The sequence below is a fragment of the Acrocarpospora pleiomorpha genome (assembly GCF_009687885.1).
GTDB lineage: Bacteria > Actinomycetota > Actinomycetes > Streptosporangiales > Streptosporangiaceae > Acrocarpospora > Acrocarpospora pleiomorpha.
This window is the reverse complement of the sequence record NZ_BLAF01000033.1, coordinates 65,177-88,424: the sequence shown is the minus strand read 5'-3', so window position 1 is coordinate 88,424 and position 23,248 is coordinate 65,177. Positions and strand designations below refer to the sequence as shown.

Here is a 23,248-nt window from a genome sequence, read left to right as displayed (position 1 = left end):
ATCGGCGGGCTCGGCCGCTCTGGGAGCCTGTGTCTTCCCTCGTCTCTCCGGCCGCTTCGCGACCTGCGTTCCTCAGTCCAGACACAGGCGCGGCCCAGCCGTGTTGGGGTTCCGGGTGCGTGCATGACAATGGGCGGGTGGATTCCGAAACGCCGCGGTCGGTCGTCCTGCTCGGCTCGACCGGCTCGATCGGCACTCAGGCGCTCGATGTCATCGCCCGCAACCGATTCGAGGTGGCCGCGCTGGCCGCCGGGGGCGGGCGGGTGGATCTGCTGGCCCGGCAGGCGGCCGAGTTCGGGGTCGCGGCGGTGGCGGTGGCCGATCCGCGTGCCGTACCGGAACTGAAACGGGCGCTGGCCGCGCGCGGGGCCGAGCCGGTCGTGCTGGCCGGGCCGGAAGGGGTCGCCGAGGTGGCCGCGTGGCCGTGCGACGTCGTGCTCAACGGGATCACCGGGGCGCTCGGGCTGACCTCCACGCTGGCCGCGCTGGAGGCCGGGCGGGTGCTGGCGCTGGCCAACAAGGAGTCACTGATCATCGGCGGGCCGCTGGTCAAGCGGCTGGCCAAGCCCGGCCAGCTGCTCCCGGTGGACTCCGAGCACTCCGCGCTCGCCCAGTGCCTGTGGGCGTCCGGGCCGTCCGGAACCGATCTCCGGGTGGTGCGGCGGCTGGTGGTGACCGCCAGCGGCGGCCCGTTCCGCGGGCGGACCCGGGCGGACCTGGACGGCGTCACCCCGGAGATGGCGCTGAACCACCCCACCTGGTCGATGGGGCCGGTGATCACCATCAACTCGGCCACCCTGGTCAACAAGGGCCTGGAGGTGATCGAGGCGCACCTGCTGTTCGACATCCCGTTCGACCGCATCGAGGTGGTCGTGCACCCGCAGTCGATGATCCACTCCATGGTCGAGTTCGTGGACGGCTCGACCGTCGCCCAGGCCAGCCCGCCCGACATGCGCCTGCCGATCGCCCTGGCCCTCGGCCATCCCGACCGGCTCCCTGAGGTGTCCGCGCCGGTCGACTGGACCCGGGCGCACACCTGGACCTTCGAACCCCTCGACGACCGGGCCTTCCCCTCCGTGGCCCTGGCCCGCTACGTCGGCGAGCAGGGCGGCACGGCCCCCGCCGTCTACAACGCCGCCAACGAGGTCTGCGTGGACGCCTTCCTCAAGGGCGCCCTGCCGTTCCTCGGCATCGTGGACACGGTCGCCCGGGTGGTCGGCGAGCACATCCCCGGCCAGGCGGAATCGCTGGACGAGGTGCTCGGCGCGGACGAGTGGGCGCGCGCCCGGGCCAGGGAACTCACCGCGTAACGCCAGATGAAGCTGGAGTGACTGGTGAGCGCGTGGGTTGGCGTGTTCCGGGCACTGCCTAGACTTGGGCTGTCGGGGAACATGGCCATGAGCGCAAGGTGCTGAAATGTCTGTTGATCTCGGGATTCCGTCCATTCCGATGAAGCCGATCGCCACGCGGCGGGTGTCGCGGAAGATCCAGGTCGGCTCGGTGCCGGTGGGTGGGGACGCCCCGGTTTCCGTGCAGTCCATGACCACCACGCTGACCTCGGACGTGAACGCGACCCTGCAGCAGATCGCGGAGCTGACGGCGGCCGGTTGCCAGATCGTCCGGGTCGCGGTGCCGTCCCAGGACGACGCGGACGCGCTGCCGATGATCGCTAGGAAGTCGCAGATCCCGGTGATCGCGGACATTCACTTCCAGCCCAAGTACGTCTTCGCCGCCATCGAGGCGGGGTGCGCGGCCGTCCGGGTCAATCCCGGGAATATCAAGAAATTCGACGACAAGGTGGGCGAGATCGCGCGGGCGGCCAAGGATCACGGCGTGCCCATCCGGATCGGCGTCAACGCGGGTTCGCTCGACCCCCGGCTGCTCCAGAAGTACGGCAAGGCCACCCCGGAGGCGCTGGTCGAGTCGGCGCTGTGGGAGTGCTCATTGTTCGAGGAGCACGATTTCCGGGACATCAAGATCTCGGTCAAGCACAACGACCCGGTGGTCATGATCAAGGCGTACCGGCTGCTGGCCGAGCAGTGCGACTACCCGCTGCACCTGGGCGTGACCGAGGCGGGTCCGGCCTTCCAAGGGACGATCAAGTCCGCGGTGGCCTTCGGCTCGCTGCTCGCCGACGGCATCGGGGACACCATCCGGGTCTCGCTGTCCGCGCCGCCCGTCGAGGAGATCAAGGTCGGCATCCAGATCCTGGAATCGCTCAACCTGCGTGAACGCGGCCTGGAGATCGTCTCCTGCCCGTCCTGCGGCCGCGCCCAGGTGGACGTCTACACGCTGGCCGAGCAGGTGCACGCCGGTCTCGACGGCCTCAAGGTTCCCCTCCGGGTGGCCGTCATGGGCTGCGTCGTGAACGGCCCCGGCGAAGCCCGCGAGGCCGACCTGGGCGTCGCCTCCGGCAACGGCAAGGGCCAGATCTTCGTCAAGGGCCAGGTCATCAAGACCGTCCCGGAATCCCAGATCGTCGAAACCCTGATCGAAGAGGCCCTCCGCCTCGCCGAGGAGATGGGCGTCGACGTGGACCTGGACGATGACGACGCCCCCGGTCCGCAGGTCGTGGTCAGCTGATCGCGACCGGCGGCGGTTTCTGCCCGTTCTCGAAGCGTTCGCGGGCCTTCTCCAGGGCTTCTGGGTCGAAGTAGTTGCTGAAGGCGGATTCCAGGAAGTAGGGCGGGATCAGCTCGCGGACGTGCTCGGGGTAGCCTTCGCCGGACAGAGGGAGCTTGATGACGGGCTCTTTCTTGTCGAGGGTCACCGCGAGCGGTCCGGCGACGCGGATCGACTTGGCCCAGGGGTCTCCCAATTCGTCGATCGCGCACATGTGCTGGGCGTAGACGGTCTTTACTTCCTCGCGGGTGGTGGCGGTGACCGGTTCGACGCCGAAGGGATCGACCGCGCAGACCACCCGGAGCCGCTGCTTCTCGTATTCGTCGCCGAAGTCGTGGCCGTGGGCGTGGTGCTGGGCGGGGGAGGACTTCTCCAGGATCGTGGTCACCTCGACGGCGAGCTGCGCGCGCAACGCGTCGGAGAGGGCGTACACGGGGGAGGGCCGCTGCTGCGGCAGGCCGTCGGCTGAGCGGCCGCCCGGGCCGGAGGAGGAGCTCACGCCGCGCAGGAACAGGGCGACCATCACCAGGACCAGGAGCGTGGCTCCGACCGTCCACAGCACGCGCTCGCGGGAGGCGCTCGGTGCGCTGTCCTGTGCTGAGCGGTCCTCGCTGACCTGCTCGGATGCCGGGGTGTCGAGCATCGGGGTCCTCCTGACCTGGGCGGCGGGATGTCAGCCGGAAGGGGCCCGGCGCGGCGCGCCGGGCCCCAGGACGTATCCGGTTACGGGCTGGTGCAGGTCAGCGTCGGAACCGGGCTGGGCGCGTTACCCGCGCCGTTGAAGCCGAACGAGGTTGTCCCGTTGGCCGAGACATTGCCGTTGTAGGCGGCATTGCGGACTCCGACATTGGGCGGGTTCGAGATCACCGTGCCGTTCCACGGCGCGCCTTCGAACGTCTGGCCGCCGCTGAAGGTCCAGCGCACGGTCCACCCGTTGAGCGGGGTCGTCGAGCTGTTGTTGCGCACGGTCACCGTGCCCTGGAAGTGTCCAGGCCAGTTGATCGCGTTGTTGGTGTAGGTCGCGGTGCACGCGCCGTTGCCCGGGGACGGGCTGTTCGGCGAGGGGCTACCGGGCGACGGGCTGCCCGGCGAGGGGCTGCCCGGGTTGGGGCTGCCGGGGTTGGACGGCGAGCTCTGGTTCGGGCCGACGCCGGTGACCTGGCCGGTGCCGCCGTCGAAGACGACGTCGGAGCAGCTGAAGAAGTTCTCCTGGCTGTCCGAGCGCACCCACTGGATGTAGATGATGTGCCGGCCGCTCTTGCCCGAGGGCAGCTGCTGGTTCCAGAAGTAGTAGTTCAGGGCGCCGGGGCCGCCGCTCTGCGGCGGGTTGGTGACGCTGGCGAACGACTCCAGGTCGGACCAGTTCAGCGGCCCGCTCGCGTTCCAGCCGTTCCGGGTGATGTACAGGTGGAAGGTGCCCGGGTGGGCCGCCCAGTTGCTGTACCGGAACTGGTAGCTGGCGCCCGAGGTCAGGTGCGTCGTCGGCCAGTCGGTCCTGGCGGCGTTGTAGCCGGAGAAGTTGTACGGGCCACCGCTGCCGCCGCTGCAGATCTGACCGTCCGGAATGAAGCCGGTGGTCCGGCCGCCCGCGTCGGAGCGGAGCACGGCGAACCAGTTGTACAGCGGGGTGGTTCCGTTGGCCGCGATGGCCTGGCCGCATGCCGGGTTGTACGCCTGGATCTGCCCGTTCTCGCGGAGCCCGTCCTGCCAGCACAGGAACGTACGAGCGCCGGGGAACATGTTGACGCCGTGCGCCGTCGCCTGGGTGGGGGTGACCACGAGGCCAGTCCCGAGCGCCAGGAGCAGTGCGGCGGCCCAAACGGTCAGACGTCTCCTGATTCTCTTTCCTTGATCCAGCGTGGCTCGCGGAGCCACGTTGCCTGTCGAGTTCACCATGAGTTCCCTTCCGGCCAGCCCGGGAAGAGCGGGGGTGGCCGTAGTCCAGCCTGAGAAAGCGGGCGTCTGGCTTCGCTGCGGGCCCCGGCCGCGACGCCGACTCCCCTGCAGTGCCTTGATGGTGCGGGTGATTTTCTGGGGCGTACAGGACGGCGGTCTGCGGGCCGCCTAAACCGGACACGCGAGGACCGGCGGGGGTGTGGCGCGGCCCCCGGATCACGTGCGCAGACACCCCCGCGAAGATCGCCCCCAACGGGAATATTGGCTGGTGAACCCGTTGAAACATTCATCACTTAGGGAATCTCGGACACGGTGAATGTGATTACACAGAGCAACATTATGACTACACAGTGATAGCGATCATGGGGTGCGTATGGTAGCCGAGCCGTTACGGAGGGGAAGCTGATCTATACCGTCTGAGCAGAGGAGTAGTTGGCGTGAGGCGAGTCGTCGGGGCGGTATCGGGGGTTGCGGTGCTTTGCACCGGACTGGTCGTGGGCCTTGGGCCCGGGGGCGCGTCGGCCCGCCCGCAGTCGATCGCCTGGGTGGCCTGCGGGGGCGCCAGCCGGGCTGAATGCGGTTCGGTCCGCGTGCCGCTCGACCCCGCGGAGCCGTACGGGCAGCAGATCACGATCGCGGTGAACCGGATCAAGGGGTCGGCTCCCAGGGACGGCAACCATCTGGGGGTCCTGCTGGTGAACCCGGGCGGCCCCGGCGCGTCCGGAACCGCTCTGGCGGCGTATGTCGCCACCAAGCTGCCGAAGGACCTGGCCGCCCGCTACGACGTGATCGGCTTCGACCCGCGCGGGGTCGGGGCCAGCAAGCCCGCGCTCAGCTGCGTGGACATCAAGCGTTACTACGCGGCGCCGCGCGCCGACAGCGTGCCGCAGAACCACGCCGAGGAGAGCGCGCTGCTCGGGCGCGCCGAGGAGTTCGCCACGGGCTGCGCCAACCGGTGGTCCTGGTTCCTGCCGTATCTCACCACCGAGAACACCGCCCGCGACCTGGACGTGATCCGCCAGGCCCTGGGCGAGGAGAAGATCAGCTACCTGGGCTACTCGTATGGCACCTATCTCGGCGCCGTCTACGCCACCCTGTTCCCGCAGCGCGTGCGGCGCATGGTGCTGGACAGCGTGGTGGACCCGGAGGAGGTCTGGTATCAGGCGAACATCGCCCAGAACTACGCCTTCGACCGGCGGCACCGCGACTTCCTGTCCTGGGTGGCCGCCAACCATTCCGTCTACCGGATCGGCGACAACCTCAGGGCCGTCGAGTTCGCCTGGTATGCGATGCGCCAGCGGCTGCGGACCCACCCGGCCGGGGGGATCGTCGGCCCCAGCGAGCTCGACGACATCTTCATGGTGGGCGGCTACACCAACACCGTCTGGCCGCAGCTGGGCCGAATCTTCTCCGAATACGTCCGCTCCGGCGACACGACCGGCCTGATCGAGTCCTACCACAAGCACGCGGAGAACGACGTCGCCGACGAGAACGGCTACGCGGTGTATCTGGGCGTGCAGTGCCGGGACGCGGCCTGGCCCAAAACCTGGGCCCAATGGCATGCCGACGCCGCCCGGGTGCACGCCAAGGCGCCCTTCATGGCCTGGCCCAACACCGTCTACAACGCGCCCTGCGTGTTCTGGCCCGAGCGGGGCGTGAAACCGGTCAAGGTCGGGACGAAGGATCTGCCGCCGATGCTGCTCCTCCAGGCGGAACGGGACGCGGCCACGCCGTACGAGGGGGCCTTGAGCATGCGGGCGGCGTTCCCGACCGCGCGGCTGGTGGCCGAACCCGGGGGCAACCACGGGGTCGCGCTCAGCGGCAACGCCTGTGTCGACCGGCAGGTCATCACCTATCTGCGGGAAGGGGTGCTGGCGCCGCGGCGGCAGGCGGGCCGGGTGGCCGATCTGACCTGCCCGTCGCAGCCGGCGCCCCGGCCGCTGACCCCGATGACGGCGGAGGCGTCGAGCGGGAGGGGGTCGCTGGCGAGCATCCTCTTGGGGGATATCTCCCAGATTCCGGGGTGACTACCAAAATCGAGGTCGTCGCGTAGGCTTGGCCCCGTGATGCTGCGCACTTCGGCGTCGCGCGTGCTGGACGACAACGATCGAGATGAGGTGCTGGGGCTCCTCGATTCCGATCCGGTCGCCAACGTCTTCGTCGCCTCACGGGTCAGAGCCGTCGGTCTCAACCCCACCCGGCTCGGCGGTCAGATGTGGGGATTCGGCCCGCGCGGCGGGCTGATCTCCCTGTGTTACGCCGGGGCCAACCTGGTCCCGGTCAACGTCGGCCGCGAGGCCGTGCACGCCTTCGCCGACCGCGCCCGCAAGCAGGGCCGCCGCTGCTCCTCCATCGTCGGCCCGTCGGCCGCGGTGGAGCTGCTCTGGGAGCGCCTGGAACCCCATTGGGGCCGGGCCAGAGCCATCCGCTGGGCCCAGCCCGTGATGGCCACCTCCTCGGCCCCTCTGGTCGCTCCCGACCCCGAGGTCCGCCGCGTCCGCCCCGAGGAGTTCGGCACCCTGCTCCCCGCCTGCGTCGCCATGTTCACCGAGGAGGTCGGCGTCTCCCCCGACAACGGCGACGGCGGCGCCCTCTACCGCTCCCGCGTCGCCGAACTCATCAGGATCGGCCGCTCCTACGCCCACATCGAGGACGGCCAGGTCATCTTCAAAGCCGAGATCGGCGCCGTGACCCCCCAGGCCTGCCAGATCCAGGGCGTCTGGGTCGACCCCCTCTACCGGGGCCGCGGCCACGCCGCCACCGGCATGGCCACCGTCGTCGAACAGGCCCTCAAATACTTCGCCCCGATCGTCACCCTCTACGTCAACGACTACAACCTCCCGGCCCGCGCCGCCTACAAGAAGGTCGGCTTCCGCGAGGTCGACACCTTCACCTCAGTCCTTTTCTGACCGCTTCGCCGATCAGTTCCGGTCGGCGGTGCCGGCGGGGATCCACCACATGCGGCCGTCGGTGACCTCGTGGTAGACGTCGAGGAGGTCGCTGCCGGTGACCTTGCTGCGGGATTCGGCGGCGGCCCAGGCGTAGACGCCGCGGGCCATCGCGCCGGGCTCCTCCTGGACGCGGAGGGCGTAGACGCGGGCCCGGATTTCGTGGATCTTGTGGTCGTCCGGCTCGGCCTGGACCGCCAGTTCGGCGAGCTGGCAGGCGAGCCGGAGATCACCCTCCGCCGCCGCGACCACCGCCCGCCCGGCCACCGTGCCCGCGCCCGCCGAGAGTTCGGCGATGGCGCGGGCGAAAACCGCGTCTGGCGCGGGTTTCAGGTTGGCCGGGTTGCCATCGTGCCAGCCCCCGTGAAGCCGCCAGATGTTACGCACGATGAACTCGGGCTCGTCGTAGTACGGCTGCAGGTAGGGCCGCTGCGAGAGCTCCAGGGGTGGTTTGACGGTGTGCAGGATCTCGTCGAGGCGAGCGCCCGCGTTCATCAGGTCGAGGGTCTGCTCGACCAGGCTGTCCAGGTAGTCGGCCGTGTCGACCAGGGCGCGGCGGACCCGGATGGAGCCGGAGATGGGCAGGCCGTGGCCGGGCAGCAGCAGCTCCGCGTCCAGGGTCGCCATCGTGCGCAGCGCCACCGCCCACTCGTCGGGGTACCGCTGCACCCGCTGCGGGTTCCCGGCGCTGGGCGTCACCCAGACGAACAGGTCGCCGGTCAGCAGGATGCCGTGCTCAGGAACGAACGCCCAGGTGGCGTCATCGGTCTCGCCGCGCGCGTGGCGCAGCTCGAAGGTGACGTCACCGAGCGAGAGGGTCAGCCGCTCCTGGTAAGTCAGGTCCGGTACGCGATGAGTGGCCGGCCAGTGCATCTGGGCGAACCCGAACTGCCGCTGATTGATCACCGAGTTGTACCCGGCGGTCCTGGCATATCGGGCGAACCTGGTCGCTACCCCCTCGTGTGCGACGACGACTGGCCGGGAGCCCTCCTCCTCGTCGAAACACTCCATTCCCCCCACATGGTCGAAGTGTCCGTGCGAGAAAATCGCGTACCGGACCGGCTCGGTCGACCAGGAACGCACGGCCCGGTGCATGGCCGGGGCGTCCATCGCGTTACCTGTGTCGAAAAGCGCTAGACCGGCTTCCCCCCGGATGGCGTACACGTTGCCGAACGCGGGCCACATGGCCACGCCCTCGGCGACCTCCTGGGCGCCACTGGCGCGTAACTCGGCGAGCGGCACTTCGTAGGCCTGCACCGAGCCCCGCCACACCTTGTCCGCATACTCCAGGATCCCCATGCGAGAATCCTGTCGCCCGGCTGCCCGCCGGGCCCAGTAGGGAGATCCCTACAGCTCGGCCGCGCCTGTGTCTGGACTGAGGAACGCAGGTCGCGGAGCGGCCGGAGTGACGAGGGAAGACGCAGGCTGAAGGCGGCCGAGCCCGCCGTGCCGGAGGCGCGGCCATGTCACAGCTCGCCGCGTTCGACTGCCAGCGCGAGTTCGACCCGGGATTTGAAGCCGGTTTTGGCGTACACCCGGGTCAGGTAGACCTCGACGGTCTTGCGGCTGTAGTGCAGTTCGTCGGCGATCTGGGGGTTGCTCAGGCCGCCCGCCACCAGCTCGATCACCCGCCGCTCGGTCGGAGTCAGTGCTCCGGCGGGGGCCAGGCCGGCGCCGCGCATCAGGCGGGCGGCGCGGTCCCGCCACGGGATCGCGCCGAGCGCGTTGAAGGCGGTGTGCGCGCGGGTCAGCTGGGCGTGGTCGCCGATCGTGCCCAGCACGAGGCGGGCTCTGGCCTCCTCGAACGGCAGCCCGTCGGCTCTGGCCCGCTCCAGCGCGGCCCCGGCCCTGTCGGTGTCCTCGAACGCCCAGCCCATGGCCAGGTCGGCGGCCATCCTGGCCCGGGGCGTGCCGTTGGCGCTCTCCTCGTCCAGCCGGGCCGCGGCCAGCCGCCCGCTCTCACGATCCCCGGCGGCGGCGTGGATCAGCACCCGCACGGCCAGCGCGCGATGGGCCACGTCGGCGATCCCGGCCGCCAGCGCCCGGTCCGCCCAGCCGCGGGCCGCCGCCAGGTCCCCCAGGCCGAGCGCCAGCCGGGCGCGCATGGTGTGCCGCAGCCCGGCATGGGTGGCGCACACCGGCGGCGGATCGTCCAGGACGGTCGCGGCCTCCTCGTATCGCCCCTGGTCGAGCAGGATGTCCAGCTCGATGTTGCGCAGCAGGCCGTGGTTCTCCAGCAGCCCGGCCTCCGCCAGCGGCCCGGCGCCGGCCTGGATGTCGGCGAGCGCCCGGTCCCACTCCCCGGCCAGCCGCCGGATCAGCGCCTGCACCCGGACGTTCTGCCCGGCGATGTCATGCCAGCCCAGGCCGCGGTGGATCTGCTCGGCCTGCTCGAGTAGGGCGGTCGAGCGGGCCCGCAGCCCGGCGGTGCTCGTCACGTGGGCGGCCGATTCCAGCGCCGCCAGCCGGGCCCCCGGCGGGAGCGCGGCGGCGAACCCGAGCAGCTCGTCGACGGCTCGCTCCGCTTCGGTCCAGTCGCCGTCCAGCAGGGCGCGCAGGGCCAGGCAGCCCGCGGTGATGATCCGGTCCTCCGGCGGGCAGCCGGCCAGGCCGTCCCAGGCCTGCTTGACATGATCGCCGAGCGGGCGGCCGAGTTCGGCCAGCAGCAGGGCGCGCTGGGCGAGCAGCGCGGTCGGGTCGTCGGCGCGCGGGATCTGCTGGGCGGCGATGGTCAGGGCCACGTCGTACCAGCCCATCGCGTGCGCCGCGCCCACCACCGTGTAGGAGGTCCTGGTGCGCCGCCGCCCCGCGGGCAGCAGCGCCAGCGCCCGCTGCCCGGAGTTGAGCGCCAGCGCGGGGCGGGAGCCCTTCCAGAAGGACATTGACTGGCGGGCCAGCAGGTCGCCGCGCTGGCCGGCGTCGTCGGCGACTTCGGCGGCCCGGCCGTACCAGTGCGCGGCCGACAGCGGCGCGGTCCACCGGGTCAGCTCGGCGGCGCGCAGTATCGCGGCCAGCGCGGCGGCGGGCGGGCCGCCCTCGGCCAGGTGGGTGGCCCACTCCAGCACCCGGCGGGCGCCGGTCAGGCCCTGGCGGTGCAGCAGTTCGGCGATGCGCGCGTGCAGGCGGCGGCGCTCGCCCGCGTTCAGGTCGTCGTAGAGTGCCTCGGCGACCAGCGGGTGGGCGAAGGCGTACCCGTCGCCGGTGTAGACGAGCACGCCGTCGCGGACCAGGCCGATCAGGGCGCGTTCCCCCGCCCGGGCGTCCAGACCGGCCAGCTCGGCCACGGCTTCGAGGGTGCCGGGCGTGTCGATCGCGGTGGTGTCGCGGGTACGGCCCAGCGTGGCCAGCACCCGGGCCAGGTCGCGGCCGGGCCGGTCGCGCTGGAAGACCCGGGACAGGATCGCGCCGCGCCGGGCGTCCGGGTCGGGGGAGCGGACCGCGCCGCCCTGCACCAGGGCCAGCACCGACTCCCGGACGAACCAGGGGTTGCCGCCGCTCTCGTTGTGCACCCGGTCGATCATGTTGTCGCTGGGGGTGCGGTCCAGGAGGCTGGTGATCAGCGCGCTGACCTCCTGGCGGGTGAGCGGCTCCAGCCGCACGGTCTGGTCCACGTCGAGGGCCGGGACGTGCCGGGCCGTACACAGGATGGCCAGGCTGGGGGCGCTGCGGGGGAGGGCCGCGAGCAGGCGGAGCGTGTCGGCGTCGGCGTGGTGGATGTCGTCGATGGCCAGCAGGGTGCGGCCCGGCAGCGACTCCAGCAGCTGGGCGGCCAGGACGGCGGGGGCGGCCACCGGGTGGCCGGGGGTCTGGTTGGCGGGGTGGCCGAGCGCGGCGCGGTCGATCGCGTCGTAGAGCTCCCACAGGCCGGTCTGGGAACGTTTGTCGCGGCCCAGCGACTCGATCGCGTCCACCAGCGGCGCGTACGCGAGACCTTCGTCGAGCTCGCGGGCGCGGCCGCGCAGCACGCGGAAACCCGTCGCCCTGGCGGTCAGCTCGCCGAGCAGATGGGTCTTGCCGAGGCCGGCCGCACCGACGATGAGGACGGTCTTCGGCGTGTCGCGGAGGGCCGACTCCAGCTCGCCGACGAGCCGGGCACGACTGGTGACCCTGTCGACCTGACGTCACCCCCTTTCACGTGTGCCACAGAAGTGACGCCGTGATCCGGTTGAACGTTCACCCAGCGGGCCTAGGAATCGTAAATGGCCGGAGCGATGGTGACCAGGGTCCAAAACGAAGAGCTCCCGGGGTCGCCGGGAGCTCGTCGCGGTAGTGCCGTCGCGGCCTCTAGATGTTGCGCCGGCGGCGGCGGGTGATCAGCAGGATGACGCCGCCCAGGGTGAGCAGGATCACGCCCGCGCCAAGGACGGGGATCATGATCGTGCCGGTCTGCGGCAGCAGGGGCCCGGCCGTGTCGCAGCAGCTGGGACCGGTGTCGCAGCAGGTGGGACCGTGGTCGGGCTGGTCGAAGTCGTCGCCATGGTCCGGGTGGTCGAAGCGGTCCGGGTGGTCGAAGTGGTCCGGGCGGTCGAAGTGATCGCCACGGCCGGGATGGTCGACACGATCCACCGGGATGGGGTGGTCGATTTGGTCTGGGATGTGGACCGGATGCTCGCGGGGCACGCAGGGTTCACCCTTGACGGGTTGTCCCTCATCCGTGCCGAGGCCCGCCTGAGCTACGGGCCTCCCCTGGTCGTCGCACCAGTTGATCTCGGTCGGCGTGTCCTCCTTCACTTGCACCCGCACCTTCGGCGGCGCCTGGTCGATGTCCTCGTCATCCTCGATGGCGATCTTCAGCGCCGGGGGTCCGGGCTTCGGGGTGGGGGTGGGCTTCGGCGGCGGCGGAGGCGGGGGCGGCGTGATGATCACCGTGGTGTCCTCGGCGCTGCTCCGGCGGCCGTTGGGCGTGGTGGCGATCACCTCGTTCCGCACCAGATCGCGTTCGCCCTTCTTGAGCACCCGGGCCACCACCGAGAACACCCGGCGCTCCCCGGCCTTGACTGGGAACTCGGGCCAGCGCACCTCGCGGTCGGCGTACGTGCCGTCGCCTGACACGGAGACGAACTCCAGCCGCTCGCCGAACCGGTCCACCAGCGCGACCGAAGGCTCGTTCACCTCGCCGGTGTTGCGCACCGTGATGGTGTAGGTGAGCTCCTCGCCGGGCTTGGCGTCGGCGCGGTCGTCGCTCTTGCTCAGCGCCAAGCCGGTGGCCACGGTCACCAGCGTCTCGTCCACGGCCTGATCGCTCAGGCCGACCGCGGTCACGCTGGCCGTGGTGCGCAGCACCTGGCCGGATTTCGCGTCGGCCGGCACCTTGGCGGTCATGATGAACTTCTCCTCCGCGCCCGCCGGCAGCTCGAAGCCCGGCCAGCTCACCTGGCGGTGGGTCTCGTTCCAGGCGCCGCCCCGGGTGGCGGACTCGAACTGGAGCCCGCTGCCCGCCGACTCCACCAGGTGGACCTGGCCGAGCGCCAGCGTGCCCGGGTTGCTCACCGTGATGGTGTAGGTGAGGGTTTCGCCGCGCACCGCCTCCTGCACGCGGTCGGTCTGGCTCACCGCCAGCTGGGGCGCGCCCACGAAGGTCTCGTCGGTCGCGTCGGCGATGGTGCCCTGGGCGGTGGCCATGGCCCTGGACTCGTAGCGGAAGCCCGCGGTGGCCTGGTCCGGCACCCGGGCGACCACCTGGAAGACCCGCTCCGCCCCACCGGCGAGCGAGAACTTGGGCCAGCTCGCCGAGCCGCCGCCGGCGGAGCCGCCGTCCGAGGCCGACGAGACAATCAGTCCAGCGCCCAGTTCAAGCCGGGTGTCGATCGCCTTGGCTTTCTCGCCTCCTTCGTTGATCACGGTAACCGTGAAGCTCACGGTGGCGGATGGCGCCACGTATGTCCGGTTGTCAGTGACTCGTACCGTCAACTGCGCCTCGCGGGACGCTGACGCCGGTAGCACCAGGCCGACGGCCAGCCCTACGAGCAAGCACCCCAGCAATACCGGCAAAAATGAACGCCGACCCCTCCGAGTATTGATCATCTAGAAATCCCCCGATCTCGGTGCACACTCGCACGACTACGGAGCGTAACAACGGCTCAGGTGTCAAGTCGAAGAGCCGTACCGTGGCGATCAGGAGAAGTTCGATCTTCGGAGGGCCGTCGTTCAGCGCTTGCGGTGGCGGCCGCGGGCCGGTTCGTCGGAGTGCTCGGCCCAGGTGGCTTTGAGGGCGTCGGGGAGGGCGCCGCTCCGGTAGATGTCGGACGCTTCAGGCTTGCGGCGTTTGCCGCGGTATTGGGGTTGGGGTGGGGCGGGGTATCTGGGCAGCTCCGCTGTTGTTTCGGCGGGGTCGAACCAGCTGGGGGGTTCGGCGGCGGCGACCGCGTTGAGGCGGGTCCTGCGGGTTCTGGCGTAGCCGAAGGCGATGATCGCGAGCAGGAGGGGGGCGATCAGGGCTTGGGCGTTGAGGGCCTCGATGCCGCTCGCGGGGATGTGCTGGACGGCCGAGACGGGGAATGTGGCCAGGTGTCCCGCGATCCCCTCGTTGTTCTGCTGGGATTTCGGGTGTGCGGTCTTGGCGGGTGGTTTCTCGGGCGTCCTCTTGTTCGCGTGCTTCTCCGGCGCGGGCCGTTCGGCGGTGCGGTCCTGCTGGCCTTGCTGGTTCTGCTGGTCTTGCTGGTTCTGCTGGCCCTGGTGGTCCCGCTCGCCCTGGTGGTTCTGCTGGCCCTGGTGGTTCCGCTGGTCGCGGTGGTCGTGGGAGTTCGGGCGCGCCTCCCGTGTGGCCACCTTGGCGGCCGGGTCTTGAGAGGTGTCTTCGGGCGCGTCCCCGGAGATGACCTCGGGCGGTTTGACGGCTTCGGGCTCGGAGTCCGGTTTGGCCTGGGTCGGTTGCAGTCGTTCTTTGATCTTGTCCGGGTAGCCGTACCCGACGACATTGCTCTGGTCCCGCGACTTCTCGCGGACGCGGCTGCCGTCCACGTTGCCTTCGATGGTGGTGATCTCTCTGCCTTCCACCGCCGTGACCAGGCCGATGTGGTCGATGCCGTCGAGGCTGCCCGAGCCGTCCCAGTCGTAGAAGACGACCGCGCCCGGCGCCGGCTTGTCACCCCAGGCGCCCTGCTCGCGGAACCAGCGGGCGTGCCCGACGGTCCAGGCGAACTGCCCGAACCACTCCTGGTATCCGAGTTTGTGCGCGCCCCACGACAGGAACATGTCGCACCATGCCTGCGTGGAGTAGTCGGCATCCTGTTCGACGTTGTTGTACCACTTGCCGAACTTCGTGTGCCCATTCGGTCGTTCGGTGTATCCGATCTCCTGCCGCAGCAGGGCGATCAACTTCGCCATTTCGGGGCTCATGAGAGTGGGGGGCCTCCCGTTCCCTTCGGGGACATGAGTCACGAAGGGGGAGATCCCTCGCAAAAGGGATATTCAGTGACATCTATGCATAGAGTCAACGCACTTTACCCAAACATGAACAAACAGGAATAGGAGGCACGGCGTCGCCGGTGCCTCCCTCAGTGCCGGACGGAGATCCTTAGAGGATGGGTCCGTCGGTCCCCTGGCTGGGTGATTCCTCGGATTCCGGATCCGGGCAGGCCGGGCCCACGACCCTGGACGTGGAGGTCGCGGTGGCGCCGCCCGGGGAGGCGCTGACCGTGATCACTCGCTCGTCGGTGAAACCGCACTGCGGCTGCTTGAAGGAGGCCGAGAACTCCTTGGCGTACTGCGTGTCGCCTTCCAGCGTGGCGCTTTGCGCGTCCTTGAACTCCAGGTCCCGCTCGCCGTACCGGAGGTGCTGCACGATGGACACGGTCAGCTTGACCGGAGCGGTCGAGCCGGACGTCACCTGCACACTGGCCGTCCGGCCGTTCCACGACGTGATCCGCACGGCCGGCGGCGCGCACTGCGGCCCCGGCACCCGCACCTGCTTGGTCTGCGGGCCGTTCGCGGCGGCCGGTTCTGTGGTGACCGTGACGCTGAAGACGGCCACCTTCTCGCAGGCCACCTCGCCCAGGTCCCCCTTGACGCTCAGCGGGTAGGTGGTCTTGCCGGAGATGTTCGTCGACTTCGTCTGCGCCGGCTTGCCGTCCCGGGCGAACACCGTCGTCACCTTCGCCGGGCCCGGGCCGTCGGTCTTGACCTCGACGCCCGCGGTCGTGCCGTCCCAGCTGGCGATCGTCACGCTCTGCACGGCGGGGGGCGGGCACGCCGGGCCCTTGATCGGCGTCGTCTTGCTGACCGGCCCCGCCTTCGGCGTGGTGGCTATGGTGATCCTGCGATACGAGGTCTTCCCGCAGGCGGGCGCGGTGAAGGCGTCCTGCACCACCGGTGTGTACGTGGTGGCCCCCGCCAGCGGAATCACCTGCGCGGGACGCGCCACCAGATGATCGGTGTCAGGCCCTTCTGCGAACACCACGCGCAGCGACACCGGTCGGTTGGCCGACGTGCGCACCCGCAGCGAGGCCGACTGCCCGTCGAACGACGAGACCGCCAGCCCGGTCACCTTCAGCGGAGCGGGTGTGACGGTGGCCGTCGCGGTCACCGTGGGCGTGACGATCGGCGGGTCGATCACCGGCGGCTGCGCGACCGGGGTTTCGCTGGCCTCATCGGTCGGATCCGTCACCGCCTCGCCGGTCGGCTCCGTCGGCTCCGTGGACTCCTCGGTCGGCTCCACCGTCGGCGCGACCGGCTCAGGCGACTCGCTCTGCGCCGGCGGGCGGAGCGTCGTGCCCTCCGAGACGGGCGTCGCCCCGTTCGAGGCGACCAGCACCGCGATCACCACGGCCGCCACCAGCGACCCGCCGATCGCGAACCGCGGCGCGAAATGCCCGAGCCGATCCGACAGCACGGTCCGCGCCAGCGAGGTGCCCACCTCCGGCGCCGACGCCGGGCGCGCCAGCGGGAACAGCAGCGCCAGCAGGGTCGCCAGCTCGGCCAGGTGCCGCCGCCCGCGCTCCTCCCAGTCGGAGCCGTACGCCGCGACCGCCGCCTCCTCCAGATCGGCCACGAAGGCCCGCGCGGTCGGCGGGCGGTCCATCGGGTTCTTCGCCATCCCCCGCCCGACCAGGGCGCGCACCGAGGACGGCACCTCCATGGTCGGGATCGGCGCATGCTGATGCGCGTGCCGGATCCCCGCCAGGTGATCCGCCCGGTACGGCTTGCGCCCGGTCAGGCACTCGAAGAACACGCACGTGGCCGCGTACACGTCGGTGGCCGGGCTGGCCGGGTTGCTCGCCCACTGCTCCGGCGCCATGTACGACGGCGTCCCCGACGGAACCCCCTGCTCCCCGCGGTGCGCCGCGATCCCGAAGTCGGCCAGCTTGCTGGTGCCGTCGGCCTGGATGAGCACGTTCTCCGGCTTGTAGTCGCGGTGCACGACCCCCTGGGCGTGCGCGGTCGACAGGCCGAGCAGGGAGCCCTTGAGCACGACCAGCGCCGCCTCCGGACTGGTGGTGCCGTGTTCGGCGAGGATCCGGCGGAGCGGGACGCCGTCCACGAGCTCCATCACGATGGCGGCGTCGCCATAGGGGGACTGCACGTATTCGTAGAGCTTGACGATGTGGGCGTCCTGGAGTTCGACCATCAGCCGGGCCTCGCGCTGGAAGCCCGCCAGGAACTCGGGGTCGTTGCGCAGCCGCTCGCTCAGGTATTTGATCGCCACGAAGGCGCCGGTGGACTCGTAGGTCGCCAGCACGACCCGCCCGCTGCCCCCGACGCCTAACTCACGTATCTCCCGATACCCCGGAACCGTCCACTCGCTCACCGAATTCGCCCCCTCCAACAGGCACTCGGCGCGAAGACCTAACGCCGCGTACTCATACGAAGGTCTCACCTGTCCGCCAGCTTGTCACCGGAGCAGAAATGTCACCTATTCGCTGCAAACCGAATGGGTATGGCTGCTCAACAGGTCGCGCCGCAGCTCCAGCGGGCGACCACCCACGACGTCGGGTATGCCGGCACGAACACATCGCTGAGGTTCCTGCGCGCGATCCGGAAGGTGCCCACCCGGAACCGCGACCGCGGCACCACGTTCAACCCGGACGGCGGGCCGCCCGCCGCCTGGATGTCCCACGCGATTGCCGGGTCCGCGCCTAGGCCCGCCGAGCGGCGTCCATCTGCGGCATGTAACGATCTTCGCGCAAACCGCCACAAAGAACCAGATTCCGGGCATGGAAGGGCATCGGGTTCGGCACCACCGACCCCGGCGAGCTGGCTCGATCCCGGGCCAGAATCTATGACTGAACATGGCGTGTATCCGGAATGCGTTCGGCCGGTCCACATATGGCTTTTTCCGGATATCGCAATTTCGGTGTGGAGGCGGCTAGTCTGTCCACCTGCGGTTCGGCATCTCGCTCCAGGGGGATCGTGTGGCCAAAGGCAACGCAGGTTGGGCCCCCGCAATACTGATCTTGCTCGGTGTGGTGGGGTTAGCCGGTATCGCGGACCAGACGGGTGCTACTGGCGCGCGCATCATTTTCGTCGTAGTCACCTGTCTTGCCGTGGCTGGTGTCATTTATCTGGTCAAGTCCGGATACTTCCGGCGCATTCCTAGCGGGGTCAACTACATACTCGCAATAGAGCGTGAGCATGTGCGCAACTCCGTTCACCTCGTGCTGGACCCCACGCTGACCGCTGATGAGCACCTGGCCGTCGTTGACGGCTTCATTCCCCGGCTCTTGGCTCAGGGCAGGCCGCACGCCTTTCATGGCCCTTACCGCGACCGATTCGTCGAGATCAACCAGCTGACAGGGGAATCGCAGGCGCTTCTTTCCCGGGCCGAGCGAGCCGCTGCCGTTATCGGCGATTCGCAGGTCAAGCGTGCGGGCCTGCTCGACGCAGTGGCCAACGATGTGGTCCTCCCGCAGCAGATCTGGGAGATCGCCAGATTGCTCCGCATGCAGTCGCACCTCCAGTACGAGCAACATCGGGCCCGTGAGGGTGTCGTGACGGCGGAACTGAGCGCCGTGCTCGAACCCCAGCAAGCCGCTCTCCAGCGCTCGGTCGACTCCGTGACCAGCAGGGTCGAAGGGCTGGAAAGGTACGCCTACCGGGTTCAGGAGGCGGACGCCGCGCTGCGGGCACGCGAGGCGCTGCGGAACAACGACAAGTACCTGGCCTTGCTCGCGCATACGGACGACACCGAGGGCCTGGCACAGCTGACGTCTCAGGCCGACGTGCTGGAGAGGACGGTGGCCAGCAGTATCCAGGAGGCCGTGGAGGCCGGGCAGACGCTCAGCCTGTGACTGGCAGCCTTTTCCGCGCGCGCTGTTGGTGGATCTGACCTACGCTCGTCTCGATCCTCGGGCCAAGGTTCATGACTGTTCCCACGCGCGGCGTACCTTATACGGGCCAGGACCCGCAGGAGGATCGAATGGCCGCAGGCCCGCTGGAGAGCACCGACCCGCGCACGCTGGGTGGCTTCGAGATCGTCGCCCGGTTGGGGGAGGGCGGGCAGGGCGTTGTGTACGAAGGCTGGTCGGCCGCGGGGGAGCGAGTCGCGATAAAGGTTCTCAAGGGTGGCACTGATCCGGCGACCCGGCGGCGGCTCGCCCGGGAACTGGAGTCCGCGCGCAGCGTCGCGCCGTTCTGTACCGCACGGGTGCTGGCCGCCGAACTCGACCGGCCGGAACCGTATGTGGTGAGCGAGTTCGTGGACGGGCCCTCGCTGCACGATCGCGTCAAGACCGGTGGTCCGTTGCGGGACGGCGATCTGGACCGGCTCGCGGTCGGTACGGCTTCCGCGCTCGCCGCCATCCACGCGGCGGGGATCGTGCACCGGGATTTCAAGCCGGGGAACGTGCTGCTGGGGCCGGATGGGCCCCGGGTGGTGGATTTCGGGATCGCACGGCCGCTTGATGGGGCGACCGCTACCTCTGAGTTGACGGGGACGCCGCCGTACATGGCGCCGGAGCAGTTGCGGGGGGTGCCGGCGTCGGCGGCGGCCGATGTGTTCGCCTGGGCGGCGACGATGGTGTTCGCGGCGACCGCGCGGGCGCCGTTCGGGCAGGACACGGTGGCTTCAGTGTTTCATCGCATTCTGAGCGCGCCGCCGGAGCTGGCGGGGGTGCCGGAGAGCCTCCTGCCGGTGTTGCGGGCCTGCCTGGCGAAGGACCCGGAGCATCGGCCGACGGCGAAGGAACTGATGATCCGCCTGGTCGACCCCACGCGAGAATCGGCCACCCTGGTCGCACCGGATTTTTCGCGATTTAGTGGGGTGACGGCTCCGACGCTGGCGTCGCCTACGGCCATGCTCGGGGCGAGCGATCGGCATCCGGCACGATTCTCCCGGCGGGCGATGGCCGCGATCGTGGGTGGGGCGGCGGTCGTCGCGATCGTCGCCGTGGCGAGTTTCCTGGTCATCCAGGGACCCGGCACCTCTGAGCCCTCAGGGCCGCGGGAGTCAACCGTCAGTGAGGCGGCCGACACTGAGCCGGAGACTTCTGCGGGGACTTCTGCGGAGACTCAGCCCGGGAATGAGACGGGAGTGCTGGTGTCCGCGGAGTTCGCGGGTTCGTGGGAAGGGGACGTCACCTCCCAGGACAGCCGGAGGGACACCTACGGCCTCACGATCACCCTGGGAGAGGGCGATCGTGAGGGGTCGGTGGTTCGGGACGGGTGCCGGCAAGTGGTGCGGGTCACTAGGAATCGGGGCAACGCGCTCGACCTCACCATGGAGCAGGTCGATCAATGCGTCGGCGGGGACATCACGCTCACGTCCTCCGGTGGGGACACGCTGGTCTTCGAAGGGCAGGAAGGCGGCGGCTCCCTGACGTACCGGGGGGAGCTCAGCCGCTCGTCCTAACCGCCGCGAACCAGCTGGAACGCGTACGGGCCTGTCTTCGCCGAGTTCGACCGGACGATCAGCGCGTACTTGCCGTCGCCGTTCGAGAGCGCCATGTCGAAATCCCCGCAGAGCGGGACCGGCTGGCGGGCGTTGGCGATGTCGGCGTAGGCCGCGTCCACGAGTTCCAGTTCGATCGCCGTGCACGCGCCGGTGCCACCGACGATCTTGATGGCCGTCGCGCCGTCCGAGTCGAACTCGAAACGGTCGATTCGTCCGGGCACGTCCAGGCGTCCGGCTCCGGCGGGGGTGCCTTCTTCGATTTTCATGCCGATGGTGACGGGGAACGTGCGGGGTTTCACGGTCGCGATGCGGAAGCCGTACTTGCCGATGGTGTTGTTGTTGCCCCAGACCTCCAGGCGGTGGGTGCCGGCCTTGGTGAGCTTGAAGACCCAGGTGCCGAAGGACAGGCTGAGGTTGGGCAGGCCGACCGGTTCGTCTCGACGTCGGAGAAGGCCTGGAACTGCAGGTCGGTGGAGCCGTTCATGTCGGCGACGTAGAACTCGCGGGCTTCGCCCAGATCTATGACGTAGACGTCTTTCTGGCCGGCTCGGGTGAGCTCGCCGGAGACGACGCTGCCGTCGATGAGGGTTCCGCCGGGCTGGACGGTGGCCCCGGTGGTGTCCCCAGTGGTTTCCGCGGTGGTTTCAGTGGGTTCAGTTGCGGGTTCGGTGGCTGCTTCTTCGGGTTCCTGGGTGGCGACGCTGACCACTTCGGGGGCGGCTTCGTCGGCGCTCGGGGAGGTTGCGGCCGGGCCGCAACCCATCAGGGCCAGGCTGACCGCGGTCAGGGCGAGTGCGGTCTTCACCAGGCCGGAGACGGTGGGAGAGTTCGTCATGTCCCCGATTGTGGGCAGTCCTCCTTACGGGAGGGTTGAACTCCGCTAACGGGTACCTTTGCGCAATGACCGTTCTGCTGCCGGGTGTGGCGCTCAGCGACCATTCGTTCACCGTTCCGCTGGACCACGCCGACCCGGACGGCCGGACCATCGAGGTGTTCGCGCGCGAAGCGGTCGACCCGGCCCGGCGTGGCGATGACCTGCCGTGGCTGCTGTTCCTCCAGGGCGGCCCTGGCGGCAAGTCCCCCCGCCCCACCTCGGCGGACGGCTGGCTCGGCCACGCCCTGCGCACCCACCGCGTGCTCCTGCTCGACCAGCGCGGCACCGGCCGCAGTACCCCGGTCACCGCCCGCACCCCCGACCTGGCCGGGGAGCTCCACCACTTCCGGGCCGACGCGATCGTCGCCGACGCCGAACTGATCAGGCGGCGGCTGACCGACCGGCCCTGGGACACCCTCGGCCAGAGCTACGGCGGCTTCCTCACGCTGACCTACCTCTCCCAGGCTCCCGAAGGGCTCCGCACCTGCTACATCACCGGCGGCCTGCCCGGCCTGGACGCGACGGCCGACGACGTCTACGCGCGCACCTACCCCCGCGTCCTGGACAAATGCCGCCGCTACCTGGCCCGCTTCCCCGCCGACGCCGCAAAGATCGAGGCCATCGCCGACCAGCTGCGCACCCACGACGTGTGCCTCCCCGACGGCGACCGCCTCACCGTGCGCCGCTTCCAGACCCTCGGCATGATGCTCGGCACCGGCGAGGGCGCGCAGCGCCTGCACTGGCTGATCGACGAAGGTCTTACGGACGATTTCCTGCATCAGGTCATGACCGAAACCAGCTTCGCCGGCAACCCGCTCTACGCCGTGCTGCACGAATCCATCTACGCCCAGGGCGCCGCCACGAACTGGTCGGCCGCCCGCCTGCTGCCCCCCGAACTCGCCGACGACGCCGCTCCGCTGCTCTTCACCGGAGAGATGATCTACCCCTGGATGTTCGACGACATCCGCGCCCTCCGCCCCCTCAAACCCGCCGCCGACCAGCTCGCCACCAGCGCCGCCTGGCCTTCCCTCTACGATCAGGACCGGCTGGCCGCCAACGAGATCCCCGTCTTCGCGGCCGTCTACCACGACGATATGTACGTGGACGCGGCGCTCTCCCTGGAGACCGCGCGGCGGGTGGGCAACGTGCGAACCTGGGTCACCAACGAGTGGGAGCACGACGGCGTACGGGTGTCCGGCGGGCAGGTTCTGGCCCGCCTCATGGACATGGCTTCCGGTCGGATATAACCCCGGAAAGGCGATAAATACTCATATCGTTGGGCTAGATTAAGATCGTCAAAGTACGTGGTCAGGCTTGGGGGATCGATGGAGTTCGAGCAGGCGCCCACAGGGATCGACCCGAACATCCCGAGCGTCGCCCGGATGTACGACTTCTTCCTCGGCGGCAAGGACAACTTCGCCTCCGACCGGGCCGCGGCCGAGAAGATCATCGAACTCACCCCCAACGTCCGCGAGGGAGTCCAGGCCAACCGCCGTTTCCTCAGCCGCGCCGTCAACTTCCTCACCGAGACCGGCATTCGCCAGTTCCTCGACATCGGCGCCGGCCTCCCCACCCAGGAGAACGTGCACCAGGTCGCCCTCCGCGCCGCCCCCGACTCCCGGGTCGTCTACATCGACAACGACCCCATCGTGCTCACCCACGGCCGCGCCCTGCTCGCCGACAACCAGCAGACCATCGTCCTGGACGGCGACCTCCGCGAACCCCTCGCCATCCTCAAGGACCCCCGGGTCAACGCCCACCTGGACTTCACCCGCCCCGTCGGCGTGCTCCTGCTGGCCGTCCTCCACTTCATCCCCGAAGACGACCTGGCCGAGACCATCGTGCAAGCCCTCCGCGACCACCTCGCCCCGGGCAGCGCCATCGTCCTCAGCCACCTCTCCTACGGCGACCTCGACGATTCCCAGCTAGCCGAAGGCACCGCCGTCTACACCCGCACCACCGCCGGCGCCGTACGCCCCCGCTCCCACGCCCAAATCCTCCGCTTCTTCGACGGCTTCACCCTCGTAGAGCCCGGCCTAGTCTCCACCGACGACTGGCGCCCCGACCCCGCCTCCCCCCGCC

At 69.8% G+C, this 23,248-nt stretch carries 18 protein-coding genes and 1 pseudogene; 8 read left to right on the top strand and 11 right to left on the bottom strand.

Features of this window, described 5'->3' with window-relative positions:
- Window positions 1–137 precede the first annotated feature (137 nt).
- Both dxr and ispG read left to right on the top strand, forming a co-directional pair.
- Window positions 138–1,310: a 1-deoxy-D-xylulose-5-phosphate reductoisomerase gene (dxr, locus tag Aple_RS27825; RefSeq protein WP_246264823.1), complete on the top strand. Its 1,173-nt coding sequence runs from the start codon at window positions 138–140 to the stop codon at window positions 1,308–1,310.
- A 106-nt stretch (window positions 1,311–1,416) separates the two neighbouring features.
- The gene (ispG, locus tag Aple_RS27820; RefSeq protein WP_155347669.1) at window positions 1,417–2,583 is read left to right on the top strand and encodes a flavodoxin-dependent (E)-4-hydroxy-3-methylbut-2-enyl-diphosphate synthase; all 1,167 of its coding nucleotides are present in this window, start codon (window positions 1,417–1,419) and stop codon (window positions 2,581–2,583) included.
- On the opposite strand, the gene Aple_RS27815 is transcribed toward ispG, so the two are convergent.
- Together Aple_RS27815 and Aple_RS27810 are read right to left on the bottom strand one after the other, a co-directional pair.
- Window positions 2,576–3,265 carry a hypothetical protein gene (locus tag Aple_RS27815; RefSeq protein ID WP_155347668.1) on the bottom strand — a complete coding sequence of 230 codons (690 nt, stop codon included), beginning with the start codon at window positions 3,263–3,265 and terminating at the stop codon, window positions 2,576–2,578. The genes ispG and Aple_RS27815 overlap by 8 nt on opposite strands.
- Window positions 3,266–3,345: 80 nt before the next feature.
- Window positions 3,346–4,518 carry a lytic polysaccharide monooxygenase gene (locus Aple_RS27810; RefSeq protein WP_155347667.1) on the bottom strand — a complete coding sequence of 391 codons (1,173 nt, stop codon included), beginning with the start codon at window positions 4,516–4,518 and terminating at the stop codon, window positions 3,346–3,348.
- Window positions 4,519–4,955: 437 nt separating this feature from the next.
- Between Aple_RS27810 and Aple_RS27805 the strand changes: the two genes are divergently transcribed.
- Both Aple_RS27805 and Aple_RS27800 read left to right on the top strand, forming a co-directional pair.
- The gene (locus tag Aple_RS27805) at window positions 4,956–6,545 is read left to right on the top strand and encodes an alpha/beta hydrolase (RefSeq protein WP_155347666.1); all 1,590 of its coding nucleotides are present in this window, start codon (window positions 4,956–4,958) and stop codon (window positions 6,543–6,545) included.
- 39 nt (window positions 6,546–6,584) lie between these two features.
- On the top strand, window positions 6,585–7,427 hold the full coding sequence (locus tag Aple_RS27800) for a GNAT family N-acetyltransferase (RefSeq protein ID WP_155347700.1): 843 nt from the start codon (window positions 6,585–6,587) through the stop codon (window positions 7,425–7,427).
- A gap of 12 nt (window positions 7,428–7,439) precedes the next feature.
- Here the strand turns inward: Aple_RS27800 and Aple_RS27795 are convergent, their stop codons facing one another.
- The 7 genes and pseudogenes from Aple_RS27795 to Aple_RS27770 all read right to left on the bottom strand — a co-directional run bounded on the left by Aple_RS27795 (window position 7,440) and on the right by Aple_RS27770 (window position 18,373).
- A complete protein-coding gene (locus tag Aple_RS27795) occupies window positions 7,440–8,765 on the bottom strand; it encodes an alkyl sulfatase dimerization domain-containing protein (RefSeq protein ID WP_155347665.1) in 1,326 nt (441 codons plus the stop codon).
- A 167-nt stretch (window positions 8,766–8,932) separates the two neighbouring features.
- A complete protein-coding gene (locus Aple_RS55675) occupies window positions 8,933–9,148 on the bottom strand; it encodes a response regulator transcription factor (RefSeq protein ID WP_281356342.1) in 216 nt (71 codons plus the stop codon).
- Window positions 9,149–11,131: 1,983 nt separating this feature from the next.
- A pseudogene (locus tag Aple_RS55670) lies at window positions 11,132–11,551 on the bottom strand (ATP-binding protein); the annotation flags it as partial.
- A 199-nt stretch (window positions 11,552–11,750) separates the two neighbouring features.
- The gene (locus tag Aple_RS27785) at window positions 11,751–13,490 is read right to left on the bottom strand and encodes an LPXTG cell wall anchor domain-containing protein (RefSeq protein ID WP_281361621.1); all 1,740 of its coding nucleotides are present in this window, start codon (window positions 13,488–13,490) and stop codon (window positions 11,751–11,753) included.
- Window positions 13,491–13,613: 123 nt separating this feature from the next.
- Window positions 13,614–14,792, bottom strand: a complete 1,179-nt coding sequence (locus Aple_RS27780) for a CHAP domain-containing protein (protein WP_170321688.1) — start codon at window positions 14,790–14,792, stop codon at window positions 13,614–13,616.
- 190 nt (window positions 14,793–14,982) lie between these two features.
- Entirely contained in the window at window positions 14,983–17,211 is a 2,229-nt protein-coding gene (locus tag Aple_RS53385; RefSeq protein WP_155347661.1) for a serine/threonine-protein kinase, read from the bottom strand.
- A 664-nt stretch (window positions 17,212–17,875) separates the two neighbouring features.
- A complete protein-coding gene (locus Aple_RS27770; protein ID WP_155347660.1) occupies window positions 17,876–18,373 on the bottom strand; it encodes a hypothetical protein in 498 nt (165 codons plus the stop codon).
- 18 nt (window positions 18,374–18,391) lie between these two features.
- On the opposite strand from Aple_RS27770, the gene Aple_RS27765 reads away from it, so the two are divergent.
- Both Aple_RS27765 and Aple_RS27760 read left to right on the top strand, forming a co-directional pair.
- Window positions 18,392–18,691 (top strand): hypothetical protein, encoded by a 300-nt coding sequence (locus Aple_RS27765; RefSeq protein ID WP_155347659.1) that lies wholly within the window; start codon window positions 18,392–18,394, stop codon window positions 18,689–18,691.
- Window positions 18,692–18,819: 128 nt separating this feature from the next.
- Window positions 18,820–20,250, top strand: a complete 1,431-nt coding sequence (locus Aple_RS27760; RefSeq protein WP_170321687.1) for a serine/threonine-protein kinase — start codon at window positions 18,820–18,822, stop codon at window positions 20,248–20,250.
- Here Aple_RS27760 and Aple_RS27755 read toward each other — a convergent pair.
- Together Aple_RS27755 and Aple_RS27750 are read right to left on the bottom strand one after the other, a co-directional pair.
- Entirely contained in the window at window positions 20,247–20,591 is a 345-nt protein-coding gene (locus Aple_RS27755) for a hypothetical protein (protein WP_155347657.1), read from the bottom strand. The two genes, Aple_RS27760 and Aple_RS27755, sit on opposite strands and share 4 nt — an antisense overlap.
- Window positions 20,588–21,127: a hypothetical protein gene (locus Aple_RS27750; protein WP_155347656.1), complete on the bottom strand. Its 540-nt coding sequence runs from the start codon at window positions 21,125–21,127 to the stop codon at window positions 20,588–20,590. Before Aple_RS27750 ends, Aple_RS27755 begins: the two co-directional genes overlap by 4 nt.
- 65 nt (window positions 21,128–21,192) lie before the next feature.
- Here Aple_RS27750 and Aple_RS27745 point away from each other — a divergent pair, with 65 nt between their 5' ends.
- Together Aple_RS27745 and Aple_RS27740 are read left to right on the top strand one after the other, a co-directional pair.
- Window positions 21,193–22,413, top strand: a complete 1,221-nt coding sequence (locus Aple_RS27745) for an alpha/beta fold hydrolase (RefSeq protein WP_174889886.1) — start codon at window positions 21,193–21,195, stop codon at window positions 22,411–22,413.
- A gap of 78 nt (window positions 22,414–22,491) precedes the next feature.
- A partial coding sequence (locus Aple_RS27740; protein WP_246264822.1) for an SAM-dependent methyltransferase occupies window positions 22,492–23,248 on the top strand: 757 nt, incomplete at its 3' end.

What these genes read in the sequence shown, in the direction of transcription:
- Aple_RS27770 (WP_155347660.1), bottom strand. Translation starts at nt 18,373, where the DNA reads ATGTTGCTCGTACTGGAGGTGCGACTGCATGCGGAGCAATCTGGCGAT.
- Aple_RS27760 (WP_170321687.1), top strand. Translation starts at nt 18,820, where the DNA reads ATGGCCGCAGGCCCGCTGGAGAGCACCGACCCGCGCACGCTGGGTGGC.
- Aple_RS27815 (WP_155347668.1), bottom strand. Translation starts at nt 3,265, where the DNA reads ATGCTCGACACCCCGGCATCCGAGCAGGTCAGCGAGGACCGCTCAGCA.
- Aple_RS27810 (WP_155347667.1), bottom strand. Translation starts at nt 4,518, where the DNA reads ATGGTGAACTCGACAGGCAACGTGGCTCCGCGAGCCACGCTGGATCAA.
- Aple_RS27745 (WP_174889886.1), top strand. Translation starts at nt 21,193, where the DNA reads ATGACCGTTCTGCTGCCGGGTGTGGCGCTCAGCGACCATTCGTTCACC.
- Aple_RS27795 (WP_155347665.1), bottom strand. Translation starts at nt 8,765, where the DNA reads ATGGGGATCCTGGAGTATGCGGACAAGGTGTGGCGGGGCTCGGTGCAG.
- Aple_RS27800 (WP_155347700.1), top strand. Translation starts at nt 6,585, where the DNA reads ATGCTGCGCACTTCGGCGTCGCGCGTGCTGGACGACAACGATCGAGAT.
- Aple_RS27780 (WP_170321688.1), bottom strand. Translation starts at nt 14,792, where the DNA reads ATGGCGAAGTTGATCGCCCTGCTGCGGCAGGAGATCGGATACACCGAA.
- Aple_RS55675 (WP_281356342.1), bottom strand. Translation starts at nt 9,148, where the DNA reads ATGCGCGGCGCCGGCCTGGCCCCCGCCGGAGCACTGACTCCGACCGAG.
- Aple_RS27750 (WP_155347656.1), bottom strand. Translation starts at nt 21,127, where the DNA reads ATGACGAACTCTCCCACCGTCTCCGGCCTGGTGAAGACCGCACTCGCC.
- ispG (WP_155347669.1), top strand. Translation starts at nt 1,417, where the DNA reads ATGTCTGTTGATCTCGGGATTCCGTCCATTCCGATGAAGCCGATCGCC.
- Aple_RS27785 (WP_281361621.1), bottom strand. Translation starts at nt 13,490, where the DNA reads ATGATCAATACTCGGAGGGGTCGGCGTTCATTTTTGCCGGTATTGCTG.